This window comes from Shewanella sp. JNE2, from assembly GCF_023159115.1.
Taxonomy (GTDB): Bacteria; Pseudomonadota; Gammaproteobacteria; order Enterobacterales; family Shewanellaceae; genus Shewanella; species Shewanella putrefaciens.
On the sequence record NZ_CP096169.1, the window covers coordinates 4,043,318 to 4,063,217 of the forward strand.

General features: G+C 46.0%; 16 protein-coding genes. 7 read left to right on the forward strand and 9 right to left on the reverse strand.

Annotated features, from left to right (window positions below):
• Window positions 1-4 precede the first annotated feature (4 nt).
• Entirely contained in the window at window positions 5-295 is a 291-nt protein-coding gene (locus MZ182_RS18020; protein ID WP_011787930.1) for a hypothetical protein, read from the reverse strand.
• A 664-nt stretch (window positions 296-959) separates the two neighbouring features.
• On the opposite strand from MZ182_RS18020, the gene MZ182_RS18025 reads away from it, so the two are divergent.
• Window positions 960-1,847 (forward strand): prohibitin family protein, encoded by an 888-nt coding sequence (locus MZ182_RS18025; protein WP_011787928.1) that lies wholly within the window; start codon window positions 960-962, stop codon window positions 1,845-1,847.
• Window positions 1,848-1,966: 119 nt separating this feature from the next.
• Here MZ182_RS18025 and MZ182_RS18030 read toward each other — a convergent pair whose 3' ends face one another.
• Window positions 1,967-3,454: an SO_0444 family Cu/Zn efflux transporter gene (locus tag MZ182_RS18030; RefSeq protein ID WP_248067561.1), complete on the reverse strand. Its 1,488-nt coding sequence runs from the start codon at window positions 3,452-3,454 to the stop codon at window positions 1,967-1,969.
• Between the two features lie 2 nt (window positions 3,455-3,456).
• Window positions 3,457-3,927 carry a Zn(2+)-responsive transcriptional regulator gene (gene zntR / locus MZ182_RS18035; RefSeq protein WP_115016971.1) on the reverse strand — a complete coding sequence of 157 codons (471 nt, stop codon included), beginning with the start codon at window positions 3,925-3,927 and terminating at the stop codon, window positions 3,457-3,459.
• A 348-nt stretch (window positions 3,928-4,275) separates the two neighbouring features.
• Here zntR and purH point away from each other — a divergent pair, with 348 nt between their 5' ends.
• The 3 genes from purH (at window position 4,276) to MZ182_RS18050 (ending at window position 7,679) form a co-directional block, all read left to right on the forward strand.
• The gene (gene purH / locus MZ182_RS18040) at window positions 4,276-5,907 is read left to right on the forward strand and encodes a bifunctional phosphoribosylaminoimidazolecarboxamide formyltransferase/IMP cyclohydrolase (RefSeq protein WP_248067558.1); all 1,632 of its coding nucleotides are present in this window, start codon (window positions 4,276-4,278) and stop codon (window positions 5,905-5,907) included.
• A gap of 62 nt (window positions 5,908-5,969) precedes the next feature.
• Complete coding sequence (gene purD / locus MZ182_RS18045; RefSeq protein WP_248067555.1) at window positions 5,970-7,268, forward strand: phosphoribosylamine--glycine ligase; 1,299 nt, start codon at window positions 5,970-5,972, stop codon at window positions 7,266-7,268.
• 183 nt (window positions 7,269-7,451) lie between these two features.
• Window positions 7,452-7,679 (forward strand): hypothetical protein, encoded by a 228-nt coding sequence (locus tag MZ182_RS18050; RefSeq protein WP_011787923.1) that lies wholly within the window; start codon window positions 7,452-7,454, stop codon window positions 7,677-7,679.
• A gap of 3 nt (window positions 7,680-7,682) precedes the next feature.
• On the opposite strand, the gene MZ182_RS18055 is transcribed toward MZ182_RS18050, so the two are convergent.
• The 4 genes from MZ182_RS18055 to MZ182_RS18070 all read right to left on the reverse strand — a co-directional run bounded on the left by MZ182_RS18055 (window position 7,683) and on the right by MZ182_RS18070 (window position 12,888).
• Complete coding sequence (locus tag MZ182_RS18055; protein ID WP_248067553.1) at window positions 7,683-8,495, reverse strand: SDR family oxidoreductase; 813 nt, start codon at window positions 8,493-8,495, stop codon at window positions 7,683-7,685.
• A 76-nt stretch (window positions 8,496-8,571) separates the two neighbouring features.
• On the reverse strand, window positions 8,572-11,151 hold the full coding sequence (locus tag MZ182_RS18060) for a putative bifunctional diguanylate cyclase/phosphodiesterase (protein WP_248067550.1): 2,580 nt from the start codon (window positions 11,149-11,151) through the stop codon (window positions 8,572-8,574).
• A 311-nt stretch (window positions 11,152-11,462) separates the two neighbouring features.
• Window positions 11,463-12,527 (reverse strand): uroporphyrinogen decarboxylase, encoded by a 1,065-nt coding sequence (gene hemE, locus MZ182_RS18065; RefSeq protein WP_011787920.1) that lies wholly within the window; start codon window positions 12,525-12,527, stop codon window positions 11,463-11,465.
• Window positions 12,508-12,888, reverse strand: coding sequence for a hypothetical protein (locus MZ182_RS18070; RefSeq protein WP_229781386.1), 381 nt, complete (start codon window positions 12,886-12,888; stop codon window positions 12,508-12,510). The genes hemE and MZ182_RS18070 overlap by 20 nt, the downstream gene beginning before the upstream one ends.
• A gap of 96 nt (window positions 12,889-12,984) precedes the next feature.
• Here MZ182_RS18070 and MZ182_RS18075 point away from each other — a divergent pair, with 96 nt between their 5' ends.
• Entirely contained in the window at window positions 12,985-13,470 is a 486-nt protein-coding gene (locus MZ182_RS18075) for an Rsd/AlgQ family anti-sigma factor (RefSeq protein WP_081429807.1), read from the forward strand.
• Between the two features lie 78 nt (window positions 13,471-13,548).
• Here the strand turns inward: MZ182_RS18075 and acnB are convergent, their stop codons facing one another.
• On the reverse strand, window positions 13,549-16,146 hold the full coding sequence (gene acnB, locus MZ182_RS18080; RefSeq protein WP_248067549.1) for a bifunctional aconitate hydratase 2/2-methylisocitrate dehydratase: 2,598 nt from the start codon (window positions 16,144-16,146) through the stop codon (window positions 13,549-13,551).
• 435 nt (window positions 16,147-16,581) lie between these two features.
• Between acnB and hxpB the strand changes: the two genes are divergently transcribed.
• Together hxpB and MZ182_RS18090 are read left to right on the forward strand one after the other, a co-directional pair.
• Window positions 16,582-17,235, forward strand: coding sequence for a hexitol phosphatase HxpB (hxpB, locus tag MZ182_RS18085; RefSeq protein ID WP_011787916.1), 654 nt, complete (start codon window positions 16,582-16,584; stop codon window positions 17,233-17,235).
• A 138-nt stretch (window positions 17,236-17,373) separates the two neighbouring features.
• Window positions 17,374-17,616, forward strand: coding sequence for a DUF2845 domain-containing protein (locus tag MZ182_RS18090; RefSeq protein ID WP_264302501.1), 243 nt, complete (start codon window positions 17,374-17,376; stop codon window positions 17,614-17,616).
• A gap of 48 nt (window positions 17,617-17,664) precedes the next feature.
• On the opposite strand, the gene MZ182_RS18095 is transcribed toward MZ182_RS18090, so the two are convergent.
• Window positions 17,665-19,707, reverse strand: a complete 2,043-nt coding sequence (locus MZ182_RS18095) for a M13 family metallopeptidase (protein WP_248067547.1) — start codon at window positions 19,705-19,707, stop codon at window positions 17,665-17,667.
• Window positions 19,708-19,900 lie beyond the last annotated feature (193 nt).

The window sequence follows — 19,900 nt, forward strand, 5'->3', positions numbered from 1 at the left end:
CTGATCACCTAAAACTATACAAAGTTACATAAACCAGAATGTTAAATAGGCCTAAATACCCAACAGCCCGCCAACCGGTTCTAAATAAAAAGCTAAAACTAACAATCAATAACCATATAGGAGAGATCAGCCACATATTGAATTGCACTTTCACGGCGGCATCGATACCACCAGGGCCAAACCATGCAAACAGACCGACTAAACCTAACGCTAAGGTAAATCCTAAGATCAATCCTGCTAGGGTTTTAGTCCACCAATCAGGCTGTAATTTTTCCGAGTCACTTAAGCGAGCCATTTCCTATTTCCTATTCAAAATCAATGATAAAAATGGCACTAAACCCATCAGTAATATAAACAGAGCCAACCAAGTGAAAATTGCAGAACTTAAGGTAAACAAACTCAACCACCCCACAAGACAGCTAAGCGATACAGTATAGGCCAAATAACGCCAAGGGCGCTTCGGGAGAGATTGATTTAGAAGTGCTTGTTGCTTATTACTCAGATAAAACAGTAAACAGGCAAGCACACTAGCCAACACTAAAATAAGCTGCAACACGCGATTAATTCCTTAAAAAACTTGCGACTGACAACCCCCACATTAGACCACTGTCAAATAAACCAATGTGATTGACTAGATAGACAGCCATTGGCTTAGATAAGTAAGTACTAACATGATGAAATTCATGGGTAAATCTATTTAATCCGCGCGATACTAACTTTATTGATAACAATTCGCAATACCATTTACACTTTAAGAGATGACTCTGTAATTGCCATCACATTAAACCGTTTTGTAACGAGATTATTGCTACAAATACACCTTTAAGTTACATTTTCTTGCAAAAGCATAATCATTCGGAAATATCAAAAAAACCTTAGTTTGCGCCAATAAATACCCATTGGAACAAATTCATTGGAATATTAAGCTAAATACATCACTTACAAGCAAAGGAAGCTAAATGATTAAAAATGAACTGAACTTACCTAGTACTATAAATCTCACCAAAATAATTCCTATCCTTATTCTGTTAATCCTATTTATCTCATTATTCGGGAGTTGGTACACAGTCGATCAGGGTGAACGAGGTGTGGTGCTTCGCAACGGTAAAATTATTGGTACCGCAGAGCCTGGACTAGGATTTAAAATTCCACTCATTGATACTGTGGTCAAAATATCGACTCAAACCCATACCACTAGCTATACCTCACTACAGGCCTATAGTCGCGATCAACAACCTGCGACACTGAATGCATCCGTGACCTTTAGCGTCCCACCAGACAAAGTAGAAGAAGTGTACGCTAACTTCAAAAGTATCGATGCCATGGTTGCACGTTTGCTTGATCGCCAAGTACCTACCCAAGTGGAAAATATTTTTGGTAAATACACCGCAATCTCAGTGGTACAGGAACGGATAAAGTTTGGTATTGATGTCACCAATGCCATCACTAATTCGGTCAAAGGCCCAGTAGAAATCACCTCAGTACAGATTGAGAATATCGATTTTTCAAATGCCTATGAAAAATCCGTTGAAGACAGGATGCGCGCTGAAGTAGAAGTACAAACTCAGCTACAGAATCTTGAAAAAGAGCGCGTGAGCGCGCAAATTGCTGTGACTCAAGCACAGGCCGAAGCCGACTCACAATTAGCTCGCGCTAAAGCCGAAGCGGAAAGTATCCGCATAAAAGGTGATGCCGAAGCCTCTGCCATTAAAAGCCGCGCCGAAGCACTGGCACAGAATCAAAACTTAGTTGAACTGACCAAGGCGGAAAAGTGGGACGGCAAGCTGCCAACCACTATGCTGCCGACCGGTACACTGCCGTTTATCGACGCCAAGAAAGCCAACTAATACCAGTAAGTTGGCAAATCAAACCCATAAAAAAATCCCCAGTGTTAGCAATAACACTGGGGATTTTTTATTATCAGCGGAAAATTAAGCGCTGATGTTAAAGGATAATATGATTCAGATTAAGAACAGCAATCGCTGCGACGTAGCCAACTACGGGGAATTTTCTCAAATACGACTTTAGCCATTAACAATGCAAGGACTATTCCCGATATGGCAACCACCCACTCAGGCAACATCTGATGTTCTTCACCAATTTGCGGCATCACCACAAAGCCAAAAGTATCAACCAGATAATTGACTAACATACCCGCAACTAGAGCCACGCCAAGTACGCCGCCAAGATATCCCCACAGCGCACGTTTACCAAGCTCTTTACCAACCACCCCCAAAGTCGCAATATTGGTTGCGGGGCCCGCCATCATAAACACTAAAACTGCGCCCGGTGACACGCCAGCCAGTAATAATCCAGCAGCAATCGGTGTCGATGCAGTGGCACAAATGTACATAGGCACGGAAACCAACACCATCACCAGCATCGCCAGAATACCATCGCCCCATTTCGCTAAAAAGTCGGCGGGCACATAGGTTTGTACCAAAGCCGCAAAAAACAAACCCACTAATAACCATAATGTGGTATCACGCACTAAATCCGTTGCTGCATATTTAAGGCCAATACCGACACGGCTTAATACCGATTCAGACTTCAACTCAGTCGCCATATCTTGGGTTGATGCGCAGCAGCTTTCGCCATCAGGCTTGTCATTCGTTTGCGCGCTTGCACTGCCGCAGCAGGCGCCTTTTTTCACTACGACTATTTTTTCAGACTCTGTGGTTTGGCTGCCACAGCATGAACCCGCGCTTTTTGCTTTAGCAGCGTTAACCTTGACCACAGAACCCATAGTCTGAACAGATCCCATGGTTTGACCGCCAACAGCCATAACACTTGAAGAACCCGCCATTAAGCTCGGCGCCGCCATAGGCGTCATTTTGATCTTCGGCTTTGGCTCGGCTGCAGGTGCATCAACACCGTCATTACCACAGCAGGAAGACTTTACGGGCGTTATCGCAGGCGTAGTCGATGAGCAGCAGCTTTTAACCGCTTCGGCTTGTACCATCTCTGGCTGAGCCACTGATTTTGAGGCGCAGCAAGACGCCACACCCTCTAATGGCTTATCTGATTGAGTTTCTACCTTAACCACTAACTTGCCATCGTCATCATCACGGCCAACCAATAAACCCGCGACAATAGCACTAGTGATCGCCGCAATTGGGCGCACTATCGCCATAAAAGGGCCGAGTAACACGTAGGAAACGGTCACCGAATCGACGCCCGTTTCAGGGGTGGATACTAAAAAGGAAGTCGTTGCCGCCTTAGATGCCCCTGAGCGGCGCAACCCGACAGCCGCGGGGATAACGCCGCAGGAACACAGAGGTAAAGGCGCGCCCAATAACGCTGCCTTTACCACGGTTTTAAAACCATGTCCGCCGAGCTGTTTTTGCATCCACGCCATAGGCACAAATACTTTTAATAACCCCGCCAAAATCAAGCCCAGTAACAACCAAGGCGCAGAGTCTAAAAACAGATCGATAAAATTCTTCAGTAACATAATTAATTCCCTGACTTTTCTAGGGTTGTGGTGCAATCTGCACCATGATCATGCTCAACGCGTACTCGCTCGGTACTCGACTCCAGCGCTTCTAAAATCGAACAGTGTTCGGCGCTACGCGGCCCGCCACAGCAGGCATCCGACAGGCTCTGCAAACTGGTTTGAAAATGCAGTAACTCTGCAATCTTAACCTGCACCTGCGCCAACTTGAGGTCGACCATGCCTTTTACATCGGCACAAGCCCAGTTGGACTTGTCAAGATCGATAGACAACAGCTCGCTAATTTCACTCAAGGTAAAACCCACAGCCTTCGCCCGCAGGATAAAACGAAGCCGCGCAGCATCTGCCTCGGTATACACGCGATAACCAGACTCAGTGCGGCTCGAAGGCGCGAGTAGGCCGTGCTTCTCGTAGAATCTCAAGGTGTCGGCTTTCACCGCGCACAAATCTGCCAGTTCACCAATACGATACATGTCTTCATCCTTTGCGAAAGCTCCCCCTACTCAAGAAGAGTTTGCAGCATACAAATCAATAGTGCGAGTATAAACCTTGGAGCCTACTCCAAGGTCAAGGGGTATTTTTAATTTATACCGCACTCAGAAACCACTCCACTTTGTTCTGATATGAATATTGTGAAATCACGCAGAAAAAACACCCGTAAATGCCGTTTTACGGTAGAATACGCGCGCCGTGATGAAGGGATAAAAAGTTAGCGAATAACGCAAATAGGACCAAGGGGCTTTTGGAAAGCGGTACAGCACTAAGGCTGTTCTGTTTTCCGAAAGATCCTTGAAACTAAAATAACTGGACCCTGTACCCAAATGACTGCTGCAAATAATGCCAGACCCATTCGTCGCGCGCTGTTAAGCGTTTCAGATAAAACCGGAATTCTCGAGTTCGCCAAAGCACTTCACGCCCAAGGTGTGGAACTGTTATCGACTGGCGGCACCGCTCGCCTGTTAGCGGATAACGGCGTGCCTGTTATCGAAGTATCTGATTACACAGGACACCCTGAGATCATGGACGGTCGCGTTAAGACGCTGCACCCTAAAGTGCACGGCGGCATTTTAGCGCGCCGCGGTCTTGATGAAAGCGTGATGGCCGACAACAATATCAATGCCATCGATCTGGTTGCGGTTAACCTTTATCCCTTCGCTGAAACTGTGGCTAAAGCTGGTTGTACCTTAGAAGACGCTATCGAAAATATCGATATTGGCGGTCCAACTATGGTGCGCGCGGCGGCGAAAAACCATAAAGATGTGACTATCGTGGTGAATGCGGCCGATTACTCACGCGTTCTGGCTGAAATGACGGCTAACCATGGCAGCACCACCCATGCGACGCGTTTTGATTTAGCGATTGCCGCCTTTGAGCACACTGCGGGTTACGATGGTATGATCGCCAACTACTTCGGTACTATGGTTCCAATGCATAGGGTTCCAGCCCACAGCACGGACGAATGTTTCGAAGACTCCCTATCCGTTGAGGGCTCAAAGTTCCCACGCACCTTCAACACTCAATTAGTGAAGAAACAAGATTTACGCTATGGCGAAAACAGCCATCAAAAAGCGGCTTTCTATGTTGACACTAAAATTGATGAAGCTTCTGTGGCTACCGCGATTCAGTTGCAAGGCAAAGCCTTGTCTTACAACAACATTGCCGATACTGATGCGGCCCTTGAGTGTGTAAAAGAGTTCAGTGAGCCCGCCTGCGTTATCGTTAAACACGCTAACCCTTGTGGTGTCGCACTCGGTAAAGACCTGCTGGACGCCTACAACCGCGCCTATCAAACTGACCCAACCTCAGCCTTCGGTGGCATTATCGCTTTCAACGGTGAGTTAGATGCCGCGACGGCCAGTGCGATCGTTGAGCGTCAATTCGTTGAAGTGATTATCGCCCCAAGCGTGAGCCAAGCGGCGCGCGATGTGGTTGCGAAAAAGACCAACGTGCGTTTATTAGAATGTGGTCAATGGAATACTAAGACCCAAACCTTAGACTACAAACGCGTTAACGGCGGCTTGTTAGTGCAAGATCGCGACCAAGGCATGGTTGGCTTAGACGACATTAAAGTCGTGACTAAGCGTCAACCCACAGAGAGTGAACTGAAAGACTTAATGTTCTGCTGGAAAGTGGCGAAGTTCGTTAAATCTAACGCCATCGTTTATGCCAAAGACGGCATGACTATCGGTGTCGGCGCTGGCCAAATGAGCCGCGTTTACAGCGCTAAAATCGCCGGCATCAAGGCCGCCGATGAAGGGCTAGAAGTGGTCAACTCAGTGATGGCCTCCGATGCCTTCTTCCCCTTCCGCGACGGTATCGATGCCGCTGCGGCGGCAGGCATTAGCTGCATCATTCAACCGGGTGGCTCAATGCGCGATGCTGAAATCATCGCTGCTGCAGACGAGCACGGCATGGCCATGGTGATGACAGGCATGCGCCACTTCCGTCACTAATCAGTAGATTCTAGGTCCTAGATTCTAGGGCCTTATCCATTTCGATTCATGGGAGCTTTACAATGAAAGTATTAGTTATTGGTGGCGGCGGCCGCGAACATGCCCTAGCTTGGAAAGCCGCTCAATCGGCTCAAGTTGATACCGTTTATGTAGCACCGGGCAATGCGGGTACAGCCCTAGAACCTAATGTAGAGAATCTGGCCATCAGCGCCACCGACATCCCTGCCCTGCTCGATTTTGCCAAAACTAATCAGATTGAACTGACCATAGTCGGCCCTGAAGCGCCGCTCGTTATCGGTGTCGTCGATGCCTTCAACGCCGCAGGTTTAGCGATTTTTGGCCCAACTAAGGCGGCAGCGCAGCTTGAAGGTTCAAAAGCTTTCACTAAAGACTTTTTAGCCCGCCACAATATTCCAACGGCGGGTTATAAAAACTGCACTGAGATCAGCGATGCCAAAGCCTTCGTGCGTGAATTAACCGCCACCACTGGCTACCCTGTCGTCATCAAAGCCGACGGCTTAGCCGCGGGCAAAGGCGTGATTATCGCGCAAGACCAAGCCGAAGCCGATGCCGCTATCGATGACATGCTCGCCGGCAACAAGTTTGGCGAAGCGGGTTCGCGCGTAGTGATTGAAGAGTTTCTCAAGGGCGAAGAAGCTAGCTTTATCGTGATGGTCGATGGCAAGAATATTCTGCCAATGGCCACCAGCCAAGATCATAAGGCCCGCGATAATGCCGACCATGGTCCAAATACCGGCGGCATGGGCGCATACTCACCAGCCCCTGTGGTGACCCAAGCGGTACACGACTGGACTGTGGCGAACGTTATTCGCCCAACGGTTGATGGTATGGCGGCTGAAGGCAATGTCTACACAGGCTTCCTGTATGCGGGTTTGATGATAGCGCCCGATGGCAGCGCCAAAGTGCTCGAGTACAACTGCCGCTTCGGCGATCCCGAAACTCAGCCGATTATGATGCGCTTAAAGTCTGATTTAGTGGAACTCTGTTTAGCCGCCACCCGTGGCGAACTCGATAAAGTGACTGCCGAATACGACGAGCGGGCGGCCGTGGGGGTGGTATTAGCCGCAGGCGGTTATCCCGATGAGTATCGCAAAGGCGATGTGATCGACGGTTTAAGCCTTGGCGATAACAACGGCAAGGTATTCCATGCGGGTACTGAGATGAAAGACGGCCATGTAGTCACTAATGGCGGCCGCGTATTATGTGCAACAGCATTGGGTAATACAGTCACCGAAGCACAAAAAGCGGCCTATCAATTGGTCGATGAAATCCACTGGGATGATGTGTATTTCCGCACCGATATTGGCTACCGCGCCATTGCCCGTGAACAGCAGGGCTAGCAGTTAATCGACTTTAGCGCTGAATGAGAGCCGACTGTATATGTCGGCTTTTTTATCTCCAAATGATGGCTGTGAGCCGTTTAATTTTCACCCAAATGTGAACCAGAGCACACTCATAGAAGCGGATGGCGCGCAGTATCTAAACTATTGTTTCTCTTAGAATCAAAATAATGGGGTTAATATATGAGTTTTTCGATAAAAGATCTGATTTATCAAGGTGAAAAATCCGGTGTGCATAACTGGCAGACTCTCGAAGGTATGAGTTACTACTGGCACCCTGACTGGTTACATATTGCAGAAGATATGACAGGCCATAAGGCAACTGCAGCTATCGATATCAATGGGGAAAAGGCAACGCAAAGTGAGGCTGAACAAGCCATAGTCCAGCACCTTAATAACCGCGATAAATAGGTACTAACGCCCAGAAGCGATAGCCTTACGGGCAATTTTATCGATTACCCCTGGGGCTATCAGCTTAAGCCAACGGCCAACACGGCCAACACGGCCACGTAAGGATGTGATCAACAATCGATCTCGGGCGGTAATCACAGGCAGCATCATTTCAGCACATTGCTGCGCGGAGAGAATTTTTGATTCTTGCATGGGGGATTTGCCTAAGGGTTTACCTTTACCATCAAGCGCACGTTTGTGAATTTCTGACACAACAAAATCAGGACAAATTACCGTCACAGCGACGTTATCATCCGCTAATTCAATCCGTAAAGAATCGAAAAAACCAATCACAGCATGTTTAGAGGCAGCATAACCGCTACGAGTGGGAACGCCCGTCAAACCAGCCAAAGACGCGACTACAACTATTTGACCTTGACGAGACTTTAAATAGGGTAAGGCAGCATGGGTTAAGTAAACCGGACCAAGGTAATTCACTCGCATAATATCTTCAAGAACAGAGAGTTGGGTTAGTTCATCGAAGCGTGACCACATGGTCATACCTGCATTATTGATCAAGATATCAAGGTGCCCATAATGGGCTATGGAGGCAGTGATTAACGCTTCGCATTGTTCTTGGCTAGCGACATCAGCGGCAAAGACAAAGGGAGCTGGGCCATAATTGGCAATTTCTAAGGCAAGCGAGGCAAGACGTATTTCGTTGCGCGCACTGAGTACAAGATGACAACCAATACGAGCCAATGCAACAGCGAGTGCTCGACCAATACCTTCGGAGGCCCCTGTGATAATCACGACCTTGCCAGTGAGTCCATCCATATCACTTCCAATTGTTGCGAAAATGTTAACTTAGCAATCTAATAAACTGCCATATTCATACTAAAAGCGCAATCCTTCATGCACGTTGTGCTAAACCCATCTCATATTGTTCACGATACAGACTTAGGGGCTGCGGTCGTCCTATCGCATATCCCTGAGCATAATTAATCCCTATAGTTTGCAATCTATCAATAATATCTTGATTCTCAACGAACTCGGCAACGGTTTCGATACCCATCACACGGCAAACATCCTGAATCGATTTAACAATGGCGTAATCTTTAGCGTTTACGGCTAAGTTTTTGATAAAACAACCATCGATTTTCACATAATCCACAGGGAGTTCACGCAAGTAGCCGTAGGAGGCAAAACCACTACCAAAGTCATCCAACGCGAATGAAAAACCGAGTTTTCGTAACTGTTTGAGCATTTCCATGCCGCGGTTTCGATTTTGAATCGCCGTAGTTTCGGTAATTTCAAAACAAATACATTGGCTTGGAATATCAAATACCCTTTGCTGTTGGGCAATATATTCCACCATCCCTTCAGCACCAAGGCTATTGCCTGAAAGGTTGATTGAAATACAATGATCCGGCCACAGGACTGGATGCAAAGACAACCATAAAAAAGCCTTTCGGATCACTTCTTTATCTATTTCTGGCATCAGCTTAAATCGCTCTGCGGCAGCAATAAACTGTGCAGGGGCTAAAATGCGACCACAGGGTTCCTGTATTCGCAGTAGGATCTCCATCCGTTGCCGTTGTGGACCCGTTCCTAAGCCTCTAATAGGTTGGTAGTACAAAATAAGTTCATTTTCTTCAATCGCTCGAGCAATCCTTACCGCCCACTTGGGTGCATTTCGTTGGTAGGTGAGCTCTTTATCTTTATCATCATAAATATGGATTTGATTCGCCCCCTTCGCTTTAGCGGCAAGACAGGCAATATCAGCATCTTTCAATAACTCTTGGGCATTGATATAAGGTGCACGACCAAAGGCGACACCGATACTTAAGCCAACTTTATAATTGCAGTTTTTATCATTTAGCACTTGTAATGAGACTTGAGCACTGATCTGCTTTAACAACTGCACCACAGATAAAGCACTGCGATTACAAATCACTAAACCGAACTCATCCCCACCAATCCGCCCCAATAACTCCTGTGGACCAAGGCAGGCTTGCATCACTTTAGCAACCATGGCCAACATGCGATCCCCTGCCGCATGGCCACAACTGTCATTGATGAGCTTGAATTGCTCTAAATCGAGATAACATACGGCAATGGTTTTGGCGTTGTCAGCAAAACTCAGCAGTCGCTCATCGAAGGCCTGACGGTTAAGCAGTAAAGTAATACTGTCAAAATCGGCTCTTTTTTGTAACTGGCGCTTCAGTAACTCTTCTTGAGTAATATCGCGTAATATCACTACGGTGCCGACGATTTCTTTATCGTGATTGCGTAGATTACTGATACTGCGCTCCATAATCCGAGGTGTAGCGGTTAATAACTTGATTTTCTCGACCTGTGGCGCAGTCTCTCCGAGACGAATACAGGTAAATACAGCCTGATTTAACTGTTCTCCTGCTTTTAATAAACTAGCAAGTGTCTGATTAATCGCATAACAACTTGCCATATTCAAAAGTGATTCTGCCCGAGGATTCATATAAATGACTCTGGCGTCCACATCGGTTAAAATGACCGCTTCGGCAATCGATTCTAAAGTGATTTTAGCTCGTTCTTTTTGCTGATAAATCCTCGCTAATAAACTATTCACTCGACTAGCCAGCACTTCTAATTCTTCATTACCGTCTGCAGTTACAGGCTGATAAACGCTCGCCATAGGATCGATTAACGCCAATTGTTGCATCAGATTCTTAAAAGGTTTGAGCAAACCTCTTCGTAACCAGATATAACCTAAACCAACAATAAAGACGCCAAGCAGAATAAAACCCATCGATACCCAATCGAGTTTAAATCTCACCTCTCGAAAAGGCCCATCGGAAAATTGAACTTGCAGATAAATGGGGGTGTTTTTTAATAAACTGGGAACTTCAATCACCTCACGGTGAACCCCTTCTATCGTTGGGAGCACCGAAGCTGCGTGACTCATAGACACCTTTGACACTAACAATGCCTGAGCATATTCAAGCAAATCGTTATCTGCCAAATGGCGCACAAGTAACACATACTGATTGGGAGCAGATTTTACCGCTGTAACAACATAAGCCTGATTACCAATTAAATATGCCCCTTCGACTCTTTGATCATCGGCCTCAGTCACCGCTGTCGCAATTTCCCGTAGGTTATCATTTGGAAAGGCTCGCTCATTAGGAAAGAAGGTCTGTAGCTCCCCCTGGCGTAAGATATACCAACTGAGATTGGCAGACATTGAACTAGCGTGCCAAGAGGATTCGAGATCTTTAAGCTGAGTATTGTCTAGCTGCGATAAAGGTAACGCATAGATATTGGTGAGAAAGCCCAAACGATCAACATCGATTTGGAATTGCTGCTGGATATTAGCAAGTTCACGGTTAGCACTGTCTTGACGTAATAACTCTACACGATGGTCATACCAACTACCTAAACAATAGGAGACTAAAACCACCGCTGGAAGACAAAAGCCCACTATAAATATCAGTATTTTCTTGCCAATGTGCATCTTTTACCACGGCTTATTAAGACTAAGGGCTTCGCACTATCCTTCACTGTGCCATGCAACATATCCCATTTACGAATAGTATTAAACATCACTTAGCTTTATCCGTTGCTAAAGTAAGCAATAGCATGCAATTAATTCTATTTTACCCTTTTGATTTAACGCATTAATTCATTAAATAAACACAGTAAAAACTTAATTCTGACTATCTGTTCCCAACTGGCTTAACTCAACACTAGCACTATTATCAATTTATCTTAAAGAGTAGACAAAAAAAACAGGCCCATTATGGGCCTGTTACAGAACACAACTTATTACTTATGGTATTGTTTTGATTGTGCATGTACAGCTTTAATAAAAGCACCAGCATGTTCAGGATCCACATGTTGATGGATACCATGCCCTAAGTTGAACACATGGCCAGTTCCTTCACCGTAACCCGCTAAGATTTGGCTCACTTCTTCTTCGATACGTGGAATTGGCGCATATAACATGGATGGATCCATATTGCCTTGCAGTGCCACTTTATGACCGACACGGCGACGAGCATCGGCAATATCAACTGTCCAATCTAAGCCTAAAGCATCACAACCGGTTTCTGCCATGGCTTCTAACCATAGACCGCCACCCTTAGTGAATAGTGTGACAGGGACTTGGCGACCATCGGCGAAACGAGTCAGGCCATCAACAATTTTCTGCATATAGCGCAATGAGAATTCACGATAAGCCGTGTGCGATAACGCACCACCCCATGAGTCAAAAATCATTAATGACTGGGCACCGTTAGCCACTTGAGCATTCAAATACAAAATTACAGAATCAGCTAACTTATCAAGCAACATATGCAATGCAGCAGGCTCGGCGTAGGCCATCTTCTTGATTTTTTCGAAGGTTTTGCTTGAACCACCTTCCACCATATAAGTCGCAAGCGTCCAAGGTGAACCAGAGAAACCAATTAATGGCACGGCACCATTTAACTCACGGCGAATCGTGCTCACAGCCTTCATCACATAACCGAGTTCATCCTCAGGATCTGGGATTGAAAGCTTTTTAATCGCATCGATAGTGTCTGTGGGGCGCTCAAAACGTGGACCTTCACCCGCCTCAAAATACAGACCTAAGCCCATAGCATCAGGCACTGTCAGAATATCGGAAAATAGAATAGCAGCATCAAGTTCATAACGGCGCAATGGCTGCAAAGTCACTTCACAAGCTAATTCGTGGTTTTTACATAGAGACATAAAGTCACCCGCTTGTGCGCGAGTCGCTTTATATTCAGGGAGATAACGGCCAGCTTGACGCATCATCCAAACGGGGGTCATATCGACAGGCTGTTTTAGTAGGGCGCGTAAATAACGATCATTCTTTAATTCTGCCATTTGGCTTGATTCCTAGACTTATTGAGATCCGCTGGGCCGGTAGTTTAGCATTTACGCGAATAATGTAACCAATATGAGCTAATTTATGTGAGCTAATCCCCATCATTGACGTCCATTTAGCCAGTTCAATCCAAAATGTTAGCCAGATAACATACTGTTTAATAATCAAACCAGAAGTCACAGTCAGACAGAAAAAAGTTGCGCCAGTTCCCTGCCTTTGGTATAAAAAGTCTGCGCTAGCAAGAACAATCAAGAAGCTCGTCGCATCGAGCCTGCTATATACTTTACTCGCCCAACGATAGCTTTCTATCGTTGGGCTTTTTATTTCTATTTTTTCATACAAAACAGCCTGTTTGTTCATTTGGTTCTTTATCGCAAAAGCCAATAAAAAGGGTTGATCGAATCCAGACTTATCCCTACATTAGGATCATGTGCTAGCAGCTAAATGGAATGCATCATGCTGAGAAAACTTGAAAAGGCAGAACGAAAGTGGGGCGGTTCAAATAAGCTTATAGATCAATGGCTAGAAAATCGCCGCAAACTACTAGTGCATTATTGTCAGATTGCTGGCCTACCGCCCTACGGCAAATCCGAAAAATCTCTCCCCTCTTTAGAGCATGTTAAGTCCTTCTGTGATCTGTTAGTGGATTATGTTTCTGAAGGCCATTTTGAAGTGTACGACCAAGTCGTTACCGCCTGTGAAAAATTTGGTGCATCGAGTAAAACTTTAGCGCAACAAGTTCTACCAAAAATTACTCCTACCACAAGTGCGGCATTAGATTTTAATGATAAATATGCCGAAGCTCAGGATGATCATGTCTTATATCAACTCGATAAAGACTTATCTGACCTTGCCCATACCATGGAAACCCGTTTTGAACTTGAGGATGAACTCCTTGAGGTCCTGTATAACAAGCATTCAGAGCAAACCCAACAGGTATAATTCATCCCACAACGAATGCTCTTTTTCAGACAATAAAAAAGCCAGCGTAAGCTGGCTTTTTTATTTTATATCAATTGATTACACTGCAGTCTGGAAGATCACTTCCGCTGCTTTTTTCGTGTAAGAATCGATTTGGTCGAAGTTCAAGTAACGGTAAGTGTCAGCCGCCGTAGCATCCAACTCTTTCGCGTATTCTTGGTATTCTTCAACCGTTGGCAGACGACCCAATAGCGCTGCAACTGCCGCTAATTCCGCAGAAGCTAAGTAAACATTCGCGCCTGTACCTAAACGGTTAGGGAAGTTACGGGTAGAAGTCGACACCACGGTTGCACCTTCGGCCACACGTGCTTGGTTACCCATACACAGTGAACAGCCAGGGATCTCGATACGCGCACCGACGCGACCAAAAATCGCGTAATAGCCTTCTTCGGTCAGTTGATCTCTGTCCATCTTAGTCGGTGGCGCAATCCACAGACGCGTTGGCAATGTCTTAGCGAACTTGTCTAACATCTTACCAGTCGCACGGAAGTGACCAATGTTAGTCATACAAGAACCGACAAACACTTCGTCAATCTTCGTTTGCGCAACAGATGACAGTAATACTGCATCGTCTGGATCGTTAGGCGCACACAGGATTGGCTCTTTGATCTCGTTCAGATCGATTTCGATTACTGCAGCATACTCGGCATCTTTATCGGCGCTCATCAGCTCAGGATTCGCTAACCACTCTTGCATGCCTTTGATACGACGCTCTATCGTACGGCGATCACCGTAGCCTTCGGCGATCATCCACTTCAGCATAGTGATGTTCGAGTTCAGGTATTCGATGATAGGCTCTTTGTCTAACTTGATAGTACAACCCGCTGCAGAGCGTTCTGCTGATGCATCAGACAGTTCGAATGCCTGTTCAACTTTCAGGGATTCTAAGCCTTCGATTTCCAGTACACGACCAGAGAAGATGTTCACTTTACCTTTCTTCTCAACGGTCAGCATCCCGAGCTCAATGGCTTTAAGCGGGATAGCATGCACCAGATCACGCAGTGTGATACCCGGTTGCATTTGGCCCTTGAAGCGCACTAATACGGATTCAGGCATGTCGAGCGGCATAACGCCGGTCGCGGCAGCAAACGCCACTAAGCCAGAACCTGCTGGGAATGAAATGCCGATAGGGAAACGCGTATGTGAGTCACCACCAGTACCGACTGTATCTGGTAGCAGCATACGGTTTAACCATGAGTGGATAACACCGTCACCTGGGCGCAGTGATACACCACCACGGTTCATAATGAAGTCTGGCAGCGTATGATGTGTGTTCACATCAACTGGCTTTGGATAGGCCGCTGTGTGGCAAAATGACTGCATCGTCAAATCGGCACTGAAACCTAAACAAGCTAAATCTTTTAGCTCGTCGCGGGTCATAGGACCTGTAGTATCCTGTGAGCCCACAGACGTCATCTTAGGTTCGCAGTATTGGCCAGGACGCACACCAGCTACGCCGCATGCTTTACCGACCATCTTCTGCGCCAGCGTGTAACCTTTACCTGTATCGGCGACATCCTGTGGACGTACGAATACGTCAGATGCAGGTAAGCCTAATACTTCACGAGCCTTGTCAGTTAAGCCGCGACCAATGATCAGTGGAATACGGCCACCCGCACGGACTTCGTCTAACAAGACTTCTGTTTTTAAGCTGAACTCAGAAATGACTTCATCGCTGCCGTGGCGCTTAACAATGCCAGCATAGGGGTAAATGTCGATAACATCGCCCATTTCCATTTTGCTCACGTCAAGCTCAATTGGCAGGGCGCCCGCATCTTCCATCGTGTTGAAGAAAATCGGCGCAATTTTACCGCCTAAACAGAAACCACCAGCACGTTTGTTAGGGACGAATGGAATATCATCGCCCATAAACCACAGCACTGAGTTAGTCGCTGACTTACGCGATGAACCCGTACCCACAACGTCACCCACGTACACCAATGGGAAACCTTTGGTTTTCAGTTCGTCTAATTTCTTGATTGGACCTACGCTACCAGGTACATCAGGCTCGATACCGTCGCGGGCGTTTTTCAGCATCGCTAACGCGTGCAATGGGATATCAGGACGTGACCAAGCATCGGGCGCTGGAGACAAGTCATCGGTGTTGGTTTCACCAGAGACTTTAAATACTGTCAGGGTCACTTTGTCCGCTAATTTTGGACGGCTTAAGTACCAGTCTGCATTCGCCCAAGCTTCAACCACTTGCTTAGCAAACTCATTACCTGCTTCCATTTTCTCAACCACATCGTGGAAAGAGTCAAACATCAGTAGGGTATGAGCTAGGGCTTTAACGGCCAATGGTGCGAGGGTTGGATTATCCAACTGCGCGATCAGAGGTTCAATGTTATAGCCACCTTGCATAGTGCCTAATAACTCGGTAGCACGCTCAGCAGATAGGATTGGTGAAGTCACAGAGCCTTTGGCAACCGCATCTAAGAAGGCCGCTTTCACATAAGCCGCTTCATCAACACCGGGGGGAATTCGATTTTCGAGCAGGTCAAGGATAAAAGCCTCTTCACCTGCGGGTGGGGTTTGAACCAATTTAACCAGTTCAGCCACTTGATGTGCATCTAATGGCTTAGGGACTACGCCCTCTGCAGCACGTTCTGCGACGTGTTTACGATATGCTTCTAGCACGGCAACATTCCTCTTTGTTTGGCGCTCTAACAACGAAACTGCACGTCTTCTTTATTGAAGCTGACAGTCCGACATGATCGACCCGTATTTCCGGCCAGCAGTATACTACAGCTTTGCAAAAGTATGAATCAGGTCACACTCAGCGAAAGGCGAAATAAGGGCTAAACCCGGCGGCATAAACAAACTTACGGGAATAATAAAACAAGCGAAATTAGACAATAGTTTGAAAACAGACAAAAAATCATAAGCTACAAAGAGTTAACATAAGTTAATCAATTTAAAATCGAACGATTATTTTTTTGCACACCAATTCCTTTCCACCAAAAATATTTCTCAACTTTGTGTATTTAGGCTTTGAAGATGGCGAGCCTTAAACATACACTCAAGCTCCCAGAGCATAACGCTTAGTTATCATTCCCATCCTTTGGAGTAGTAATGACATCCCTTAGTATTCAAGCCGTTATTTTTGATATGGATGGCGTGTTAATTGATTCAGAACCCCTGTGGCAACGTATTGAATACGATGTTTTATCCGCACTCGGCGTCCCTGTCACTATCGAAACGATTCAGCAAACCACGGGGCTGCGTATCGACCAATGTGTCGATTATTGGTATCACAAGGCGCCTTGGGCCGATTACGACAATACTAAGGTCAGCAAAGCCATAGTTGACAAAGTTGCTGAAGAAATTCGGCAAACCGGTGAACCTATGCCTGGCGTTCAGCAAGCAATAGCATACTGCCAAGCCAAAGGATTAAAAATAGGCTTAGCGACCTCATCACCAACAGCTTTGATTGACGCAGTGCTGGCAAGACTTAAGCTCAAGAGCCAATTTATGGCAGTAGAATCAGCAGAGGCGCTCACCTATGGCAAACCACATCCCGAGGTTTATCTCAATTGTGCGACCGCTCTAGGGGTCGATCCACGTTATTGCCTTGCCATCGAAGACTCTTTCAATGGCCTGATTGCGGCCCGCGCCGCCAATATGCAAACTGTTGCTATCCCTGCGCTAGAGCAACGCGGCGAGGCCAAATGGATAATTGCTCACCACCAATTGGAGAGTTTGTCTGAGCTAAACAAAGTGTTATAGATAAGAGCAACCCAAATTGATTTGAGAGACTTGAATCACCGCGAGGACAAACTGATGAAGTATTATGTGTTGTTAGCCCTCTGGACGGCGAGTTTACCCGCCTTAGCTACAGATTCCATGCGCTGTAAGTAATTCGTTATTAGCGTTGGCGATCCTCTGGACATAGTATTAGAAAAGTGTGGTCATCCCAGCGAAGCCAAAGAATACAGCCAACCGGCGACTTATCGAAACTCCGCGGGCGATATCGTCGTCGATCCGAGCAAGTTACCGATTGAGTATACTGAATGGATCTATGATTTTGGCCCGTCAAGATTGATGCGGCGTATTTATGCCGCCGATCAGAAAATCGAAAAAATAGAAACCTTAGGGTATGGGCATTAACCTAAGCAAAAAGCCAGACATTGTCTGGCTTTTTATTAACTCAATCTGTTACCAGATTTTCACCCTTTCATTGGGTTCTAAATACATCTTATCGCCTTCTTTCATCTCGAAGGCTTTGTAGAAGGCTTCGATATTACGTGGTGTGCCCATAGCACGGTAATGGCTTGGAGAATGGGGATCGGTCAGTAAACGACGACCCAACTCTTCATCGCGATAATTACGGCGCCACACTTGAGACCAGCCAATAAAGAAGCGTTGCTCACCCGTTAAGCCGTCAATCACAGGGGCAGGCTGACCGTTTAGACTCATAATGTATGAGCGCGCAGCAACGGTTAATCCACCTAAGTCACCAATATTTTCGCCTAAGGTTAAGTCACCATTAACAAATTTGCCCGGCAGTGCTTCGTACTGGGAATATTGTGCCGACAATTGCTTACCGCGTTTTTGGAATTCTTCTCTGTCTTTATCCGACCACCAATCACGCAAGTTGCCATCACCATCATACTTAGCGCCTTGATCGTCGAAACCATGGCTGATTTCATGGCCAATCACAGCACCAATACCACCGTAGTTCACCGCATCATCGGCTTCCATATTGAAGAATGGTGGTTGCAAAATAGCGGCTGGGAATACGATTTCGTTACTGACAGGACTGTAATAGGCATTCACTGTTTGTGGCGTCATATGCCATTCAGTGCGATCGATTGGTTTACCTAACTTGTTGATCATGTCTTGATATTCAAACTTAGCATAGCGCAGATAGTTGCCCACTAACTCGTCAGCTTTGATATCTAAACCTGAATAATCTTTCCACTTGTCTGGATAACCGATTTTATAGGTAAACTTAGCCAGCTTTTCCTGAGCGGCGACTTTGGTTTCTGGTGTCATCCACTCCAGTTCGTTAATGCTAACCTCAAAGCCTTTGATCAGGTTTTTGATCATAGTTTCCATACGCGCCTTGGCTTCTGGTTTGAAGTATTGCTTCACATACTCCTCACCTACTAGCTCACCAATCACAGTATCGGCACCGTCAACAGCCTTTTTCCAGCGCGGTTGTTGTTCTTCGATACCCATTAAGGTTTTGCTCTTAAAGGCGAAGTTCAAATCAACAAAGTTTTTGCTCAGCAACTCAGCATAGCTATCGACTAAGTGGAAGGTTAAATAATCTTGCCAAGCAGAGACTGGAAAGGTATCAAAGCTCGTACCCAGTTTTTCAAAGTAAGAAAGCTGGCGCACAATAACTTCGGAGGCCTTATCGCCTAAACCGGCACTGTTAGCAAAGGCATTAAAATCAAAAGATCCCATCAGTTTTTGCAGTTCAGCGCGATCTAATTTGTTATAGGCTTTATTTGCATCACGAGACTCAACGCGACTCCACTGGTTTTTGGCAATCATCATCTCGATATCTGCCACATTTTTCGCCGCACGTTTAGCGTCTTTGTAACCCGCTTCAGTCAATATATCAGTCACATACTTGGCCATCGCTTGGCGATTGGCTGCAAACTTAGGATCATCTTTAAGATAATAATCGCGATCTGGCAGCGTGAGGCCAGATTGACTTAAATACACCGCATATTGAGTCGAGTTTTTAGCGTCATTATTAACATAAAAGCCGAAAGGGATCCCCGCTCCGCTCGTCAATAATTTACCCATCACAGCAGGTAAATCTGCATGGGTTTTAGCAGCGGCAATATCGGCAAGTAAAGGATTAAGAGGAGTCACCCCTAGGGTTTCAAGCAAATCCGTGTTCATAAAACTGGCGTTAAAATCACCAATTTTTTGCTCATTAGAGCCTGGGGCAGCATTCTTTTTGGCGGCAGCTTCATCGATGATTTTTTTCAACGCATCTTGGCTTTGATCATAAAGTACAGAAAATGCACCGTAATTTGACTTATCCGCAGGAATGGGGGTATTGGCAAGCCATTTACCGTTCACGCTGTAATAAAAATCGTCTTGATGACGAACGGATGTATCAAAATTTTGTAGTTCAATGCCAGAAACCGCTGCAACTTCAGTTTTAGGCTCGCTGCTGCAAGCAACCAAGCCTAAGCTCAAGGCGATGCCCAGTGCCAGTGTGTTAATCTTTTTCATTGTTTTCCCCAGCTTACATTGAGAGTGTTATTATTTTTACCCACAAACCATACCATCTTGCTATAGTCCGCAATAGCAAGATTTTGTAAAAGGTTATGACACTTTCACCCACTTTGTTTCGATTTTGTTTCGATTATTTCTCAAAAAATCAGGGCATAACTCATGTTATACCCTGATTTTATTGCACAGCTAA

Excerpts from the sequence above, each read along its gene's own strand:
- MZ182_RS18020 (WP_011787930.1), bottom strand. The coding sequence starts at position 295 with ATGGCTCGCTTAAGTGACTCGGAAAAATTACAGCCTGATTGGTGGACT.
- MZ182_RS18025 (WP_011787928.1), top strand. The coding sequence starts at position 960 with ATGATTAAAAATGAACTGAACTTACCTAGTACTATAAATCTCACCAAA.
- MZ182_RS18030 (WP_248067561.1), bottom strand. The coding sequence starts at position 3,454 with ATGTTACTGAAGAATTTTATCGATCTGTTTTTAGACTCTGCGCCTTGG.
- zntR (WP_115016971.1), bottom strand. The coding sequence starts at position 3,927 with ATGTATCGTATTGGTGAACTGGCAGATTTGTGCGCGGTGAAAGCCGAC.
- purH (WP_248067558.1), top strand. The coding sequence starts at position 4,276 with ATGACTGCTGCAAATAATGCCAGACCCATTCGTCGCGCGCTGTTAAGC.
- purD (WP_248067555.1), top strand. The coding sequence starts at position 5,970 with ATGAAAGTATTAGTTATTGGTGGCGGCGGCCGCGAACATGCCCTAGCT.
- MZ182_RS18050 (WP_011787923.1), top strand. The coding sequence starts at position 7,452 with ATGAGTTTTTCGATAAAAGATCTGATTTATCAAGGTGAAAAATCCGGT.
- MZ182_RS18055 (WP_248067553.1), bottom strand. The coding sequence starts at position 8,495 with ATGGATGGACTCACTGGCAAGGTCGTGATTATCACAGGGGCCTCCGAA.
- MZ182_RS18060 (WP_248067550.1), bottom strand. The coding sequence starts at position 11,151 with ATGCACATTGGCAAGAAAATACTGATATTTATAGTGGGCTTTTGTCTT.
- hemE (WP_011787920.1), bottom strand. The coding sequence starts at position 12,527 with ATGGCAGAATTAAAGAATGATCGTTATTTACGCGCCCTACTAAAACAG.
- MZ182_RS18070 (WP_229781386.1), bottom strand. The coding sequence starts at position 12,888 with ATGAACAAACAGGCTGTTTTGTATGAAAAAATAGAAATAAAAAGCCCA.
- MZ182_RS18075 (WP_081429807.1), top strand. The coding sequence starts at position 12,985 with ATGCTGAGAAAACTTGAAAAGGCAGAACGAAAGTGGGGCGGTTCAAAT.
- hxpB (WP_011787916.1), top strand. The coding sequence starts at position 16,582 with ATGACATCCCTTAGTATTCAAGCCGTTATTTTTGATATGGATGGCGTG.
- MZ182_RS18095 (WP_248067547.1), bottom strand. The coding sequence starts at position 19,707 with ATGAAAAAGATTAACACACTGGCACTGGGCATCGCCTTGAGCTTAGGC.